The following is a 1513-nucleotide window of genomic DNA, read 5'->3' as shown; positions in this document are numbered from 1 at the left end:
TTGGCTGGCATACATTCTAACTAATGATCGCTTATCTTATATTTCTATTATACAATCTAGCTGCGTATCAGCTTATCCCACCAAGAAAAGCTCCTTTTGTATCGAAGGGAATAGATACTACTATTCCATCTTTGTTGGGAAGTTTAGGCACTGGGTATTTTTCCAGAAAGGCGTCAATCTCAGCCTTGAGCTTTTCAGTATTGCCACTAATCCGACTTTCTAAATGACTTTGCAGCATATCGAGTAAATAACCGAAAGCGTATTCTTGAGCCTCTTTCTCTTTGTCGTATCTCTGGCGAATCATTTGTTCTATAAACTCTACATCGATCTTTTTTGCCGCATAGGTCTGAAATGATTGGCGGGTATCTTTCTCTAATTCCTTAATTTGTTTGCTCACTTGACTGCGTTTTTGCCGCATTTCTCGCTGACGTTCAGGTTCATTTTTCTGCGCTTTGTCAAGCTCCTTTCGATACTCCTCTATTTTGGCAACAGTTGTTTGATATTGCTCAATCGAGTTAGCGTATTCTTGTTTTTTGTCATTTTTGACCGCATTAATTTCGCGGTCGATACGAGAGATGACTGGTTTAGGAAGAGTCTCGCAGAGGAGTTGAGTTAAATCATCAAAGAGACGCTGACAGCGCTCCGGCTTTTCTGACCAGAAAGTGAAGAAACGCTTTTGCACATCTTCCTTGATAATATCGCGCTTTGTTAGCTTCCGACGAAACTCTATAGCAGTTTCATCAAGTTCTTTATACAGTCTGGCTGAAGCTTTATTGAGAATTTTGGGAAGCTCATCGTCAGGGATACTCGGATCTGCGTGTGTCGCCACAATAAAGAAATTGCCTAGCGTCGGAAAGTCGTTGCACTCATTCTCTGGGGCCGGCAACAAACGCAGCAAATTCCGAAGTCGCACCATATCTTGACCATTGATGTGACCCTTGGCAGGAGAAGCATAAAGCAAGACATTAGCAATTTTGGTGGCACTATTAGCTTTCTCAACATCCTTCGATACTTCATCTTGTTTATCAGAGTAACCGGGAAGGTCAATCAGATTACACGCTCTTAACAAAGGAGCATCTACATAAACTATAGCTGTATGTCCGCCGTCATTGCTGTCGTCAGAGTCATCATATTGGTGTACGCCATATTTTTCTAGCAGGTCAAAGGAGCCGAATTGCAAAAAATGCTTCTGACAACGCTCCCTATCCTCTAAATATAGGAAGTCAAAATTTAGCTTGCCGTTTTCATCTTGCCAAAATTTCTCATCAATAATTCCCACGTTTCCATCAAACCATTCGGGGCGACTTTCCACATGACAAACAATGGTAATGACTCTTGTTGCAGGCTGATAGCCTGTTGGCAATACTTTTTGGCCTAAAAGAGTAAGCTGTTCGACATCTAAACTGCATTAACTCGCGTTACCTTTGTTTTTGATATTTCGGTTCCATTTCATAATTAATTCTCCTTCATTTAAAAGTTTATGTAACAGTAATTCTAGTTTTTCAATGGATTC

1 protein-coding gene is annotated in these 1513 nt (G+C 40.7%); it reads right to left on the bottom strand.

Annotation, left to right across the window (positions count from 1 at the left end):
- Positions 1-67: 67 nt before the first annotated feature.
- Positions 68-1363: a hypothetical protein gene (locus QUA04_RS29605; RefSeq protein ID WP_333264354.1), complete on the bottom strand. Its 1296-nt coding sequence runs from the start codon at positions 1361-1363 to the stop codon at positions 68-70.
- Positions 1364-1513 lie beyond the last annotated feature (150 nt).

Origin of the sequence: Microcoleus sp. S13_C5 (assembly GCF_036700845.1) — a bacterium.
Lineage (GTDB): Bacteria > Cyanobacteriota > Cyanobacteriia > Cyanobacteriales > Microcoleaceae > Microcoleus.
Note: the sequence above shows the minus strand (reverse complement) of the source record. Positions and strands in the feature narration are given on the sequence as shown.